This window comes from Hydrogenimonas sp., from assembly GCF_029933015.1.
In the GTDB taxonomy this organism is placed as follows: Bacteria; Campylobacterota; Campylobacteria; order Campylobacterales; family Hydrogenimonadaceae; genus Hydrogenimonas.
In genome coordinates, this window is sequence record NZ_JAOZOZ010000131.1 from 1 (window position 1) to 4,580 (window position 4,580).

Annotated in this window: 3 protein-coding genes; all 3 read left to right on the top strand. The window is 56.4% G+C overall.

Annotated features, from left to right (window positions below):
• Positions 1-143: 143 nt before the first annotated feature.
• The 3 genes from rsmH to Q1K23_RS07965 are packed head-to-tail and all read left to right on the top strand — an operon-like array spanning position 144 to position 4,522.
• Entirely contained in the window at positions 144-1,073 is a 930-nt protein-coding gene (gene rsmH / locus Q1K23_RS07955; protein WP_300363637.1) for a 16S rRNA (cytosine(1402)-N(4))-methyltransferase RsmH, read from the top strand.
• Positions 1,074-1,077: 4 nt separating this feature from the next.
• Positions 1,078-1,407, top strand: a complete 330-nt coding sequence (locus Q1K23_RS07960; RefSeq protein ID WP_300363639.1) for a hypothetical protein — start codon at positions 1,078-1,080, stop codon at positions 1,405-1,407.
• Between the two features lie 13 nt (positions 1,408-1,420).
• Positions 1,421-4,522 (top strand): efflux RND transporter permease subunit, encoded by a 3,102-nt coding sequence (locus Q1K23_RS07965; protein ID WP_300363640.1) that lies wholly within the window; start codon positions 1,421-1,423, stop codon positions 4,520-4,522.
• Positions 4,523-4,580: the final 58 nt, after the last annotated feature.

A 4,580-nucleotide genomic window follows, 5' to 3' on the forward strand; every position in this document is an offset into this window, starting at 1 on the left:
TTGGTTCTCCTTGACGTGGCTTTGGCCACGCCTGCGTCGAACCGCCGCGACAGGAGGCAAAATCGCTTCCGTTACCGCCTATGGGGATTTTTGAGATGGGTTCTGAGAATAAGCTATAATTCGCAAAAAGATTCGGATGCCGTATGAACGAAAAAATCCCCCATATCCCCGTGCTTTTGGACGAAGTGCTCGAGTGTTTCGAAGCGATGCCCGAAGAGGGGGTTTTCATCGACTGTACGCTGGGGTACGGCGGTCACAGCGAGGCGATTTTGAAAAAGTTTCCGAAGATCCGTCTCGTGGGTATCGACCAGGATCCCGAGGCGATCGCCTTCGCGACGAAGCGGCTGGAGCCTTTCAAAGAACGTTTCGAGGCGCGCAGGGGTCGATTTTCCGATCTGCTGCCCGAGCTTCTGGAACTTCCCGTCGCCGGTATCCTGGCCGACTTCGGCGTCTCTTCTTTGCAGCTGGACAAAAAGGAGCGGGGGTTCAGTTTCCAGTCGGAGACACTCGATATGCGGATGAATCCCGAAGCCGGTTTTTCGGCCTACGACGTCGTCAACGGCTATCCGCCCGAGGAGCTCGAGCGCATCTTCAGGGAGTACGCCGAGGAACGTGCCTGGAGAAAGGCGGCAAAAGCGGTCGTCGAGGCGCGGGCGAAAAAGCCGATCGAAAGCGGCATAGAGCTTTCGGAGATTCTGGGCAGGGTGCTTCCCAAGCGAGGAAAGACCAATCCCGCCACGGCGCTCTTTCAGGCGATCCGCATCGAGGTCAACGACGAACTGGGAGAGATCCGGCGGCTTCTGGATGCGCTGGAAGCCCATCCTCCGGCGGGAGCGGTGGTGGGGCTCATCACCTTCCACTCCCTGGAAGACAGGCTGGTCAAACAGCGCTTCAAAAAATGGAGCACCGCCTGCATCTGTCCTCCCGAAGCGTTCCGATGCACCTGTGGCGGCGATCACGCGCTGGGCAGGATGCTGGGACGCAAACCCTTCACGGCCAAAGCCGAAGAGGTGAAGCGAAACCCCAGAAGCCGCAGCGCCAAACTGCGATGTTTCAGATTTGAAGAGAGGTAGGAAATTGGCGAAAAACGAAGAGAAAAAAGCTTCCGAAGAAAAATCGACCTCCACGACCGTTAAAGAAAAATCGGAACTGGCCGATACTATCAGTGAGGCCACTTACGACGGCACGGCTGACTGGCAGTTTTTACTCTTGGTCATAATCTCTATTGCCATTGCTCTCCTCCTTTTGCTGCCGAAGATCTATTTGAGAAATTCGATCTACTACGAAAGCCGTGCCATCGACCGACTGGAGACCCAGTACGGGGCGCTTCTGGAAGAGAACAAACTCCTCAAACGAAAAGTCGAAGGTCTGAAGGTCAAAAACCAGATCCTCGATACGATCTTCTGATGCGAACGCTTCCATGATAGAGAAATTCATACGCTTTTCGATCGAAAAACCGATCCTCAACCACATCTTTCTCGTTTTTCTGCTGGTGCTTTCGATCTTCGCCTACCACAACATCCCCAAAGAGATCTTTCCGCCCGGCACCCTCGACCGTGTCATCATCACGGGACACTACACGGGTGCGAGCGCGGACATCCTGGACAAGATGGCCGTCCATACGATCGAGGACGGTCTGAAGAATCTGAGCGAGATCGATACGATCGAATCGGTGATCAAAAACGGCTCCTTCTCGATCGGAGCCGACATCAAACCGGGCAACGAACCCTCCCTGACACTGGACGACGCCAAGGACATCGTCGCCAACATCCGGCGCGACCTGCCCGCCGACATGGACGAACCGATCGCCAAGATCGCAAAACGCAACTTCCCCCTCGTCCTGATCGCCGTGGCCGGGAACGTGGAGAAAAAGGAGCTGCTGAACGTTTCCGACGAGATCAAGAGCGAGCTGGCCAACCTCAAGGATCTCAGCGACATCGTGATCTACGGAGACGCCGACGACGAACTGGACATCTTCATCGACAGCGAAAAGGTCAAGGCGCTGGGAATCTCCCAGCACGCTCTGGTCAACGCCTTTTCGCAGCTGGCGTCGATCTTTCCGATCGGTGCCGTGAAGCAGCGGGGAGAGCACTACTTCATCAGTACGATCAACGGCGAGAAGGAGGCGAAGCGGCTCGAAAACACGATTTTGAGAGTCGACGGCAAGACGATCTATCTCAAAGATGTCGCCTCGGTGAAATTCCAGCTCAGCGAACCGGAGGAGATCTCACACTTCAACGGCGTCAAAAACGTCTCGATCTCGGTGAGCAAGTCCGAAGAGGGCAACTCCATCGCCCTGGCCAAGGAGATCAGGCGGATACTGGAGGGGTACAAGAGCAAGTACCCCAATCTCACGTTCGACGTCTACACCGACACTTCCGTATGGATCAAAAACCGCCTCAACACCGTCGTCTCCAACATCATCTTCGGCCTGTTTCTGGTCTTTCTATCGATGCTGCTCTTCGTCAACGCCCGGATCGCACTGGTCGTCGCCATCGGTATTCCCGTCAGCTTCATGATCGGTCTCGTGGCGCTGGAGATCCTGCATTACAGTCTCAACATGCTCACACTCCTCGGGGCGCTGATCGCCCTGGGGATGCTGGTGGACGAGGCGATCGTCGTGGCGGAGAACATCTACCGCTACATCGAGGAGGGCGTGCCCCCCAAAGAGGCGGCGCTGAAAGGGGCGGTGGAGATGTTTCCGGCGGTACTCACCGCGACGATGACGACGGTTTTCGCCTTTCTGCCCCTGCTGATGCTCAGCGGACAGTTGGGAGAGTTCATCAAGGTGCTGCCGGTGATGATCACGGTACTGCTGCTCAGTTCGCTCTTCGAAGCCTTCTACTTTCTGCCGCTGCACGCCAAGGATATGCTGCGGCCGACCCACGAGATGAGTTTCACCCGCCGCTTCTGGGATCGAAACTACGAGATCTACCGGAAGATTCTCAAACCCCTCGTCCACTACCGGTTTCTCTCGCTCCCTCTGATGGTGGGGGCCATACTTCTGGGTACCTGGCTGCTGGCCAAACAGAGCAAGTTCCAGCTCTTTCCCGATTTCGACACGACGCAGATCTACGTCAACGGCGAAGTCGACATCAACAACGACCTCGTGGACAACGAAAAGATCGTCTCGCAGCTGGAAAAGGCGCTGCTGGAGGGGCTCGACAGAAAGGATGTCTCCTCCATCACGGCGGTCATCGGGCTGAAGGTCGACAGCAACAACAAAGGGGAGCACGCCGACAATCTCTTCCATATCTTCGTCAATCTTCACGAGCCGGTACCCCAGAACTTTTTCGACAGATATATCAACCCCTACCTCAGTCCCGAGTACGACGATCACGACATGATGCGGACCCGTTCGGCCCAGGAGATCGCGCAGCGGATCCAGAAGATCGTCGAACCTTTCCGGAAAAAGCGTGACAGCTACGGACCGCTTTTCAAGGAGATCAACGTCATCGTCCCCCAGGCGGGCATCGTCAAGAGCGATATCGAGCTCTCTTTCGGCGGCGACACCGAAAAGGTGGCCGGGGCTCTGAAAAGGGTGGAAGAGGCGCTGCACGGGATGAAGGGGGTCGAGAACATCACCGACGACGCCAAACCCGGCGAAGAGGAGCTGAAGCTCCGCGTCAACCGCTACGGCCAGACGCTCGGTTTCGACGAGGGGATCGTGACACAGTCGCTGCAGCCCTTTTTCCTCGAAGGGGAGTACGGCAAGATGTTCAACGACGAGGGGCTGGTACGCATCCGGCTGCAGGATAGCCGCAAAGACCGCCTGGAGCGTTTCGAAGGGTTCGAACTGCAGGTACCCGGAACGATGCAGTGGGTGAAGCTGACCGACATCGTCGATATCGGGCACAAAAAGAGTTTCGCCAAAATCTTCAAGGTCGACGGCAAACGGGTCAGTACGGTCTACGCCTCCCTGAACAAAAAATATATCACTTCCGGCGAAGTGATGGAGCGACTCGCACCCCTCTTCGAAAAGCTGCAAAAAGAGGGTGTCACGATCGACATCAAAGGGGAGGAGAAGGAGAACAGAACGGTCAAAAAGGAGATCATCCAGTCGGCGGTCATCGCCCTCTTTCTGATATTCGTGGCGCTCGTGTGGATGTTCGACTCCGTCGCGCTGCCGCTGATCACGCTGACGACGATCCCTCTTTCGATTTTCGGGGTGCTGATCGGCCATCTGGTGATGGGAATGAACCTGACGATGCCCAGTCTCATCGGCATCGTCGGCCTCTCGGGCGTCGTCGTCAACGACGGATTGATCATGATCGACTTCATCAAGCACGCCAAAACGATCGACGAACTGCTGGAGCGGGCGAAACTGCGTCTGCGCCCGATCCTGCTCACTTCACTGACGACCGTGCTGGGGCTCTCGTCCCTGATGTTCTTCGCCTCGGGCCAGGCGCTGATCCTGCAGCCGATGGCCGTCACGCTGGGATTCGGACTCATCTGGGCGACGGTGCTGAATCTCTATTTCGTACCGCTGCTCTTTTCGGTGCTCTATCGGGTGAAGGGGTGAGTGGGTCATTGGTCATTGGTCATTGGTCATTGGTCATTGGTCATTGGTCATTGGTCAT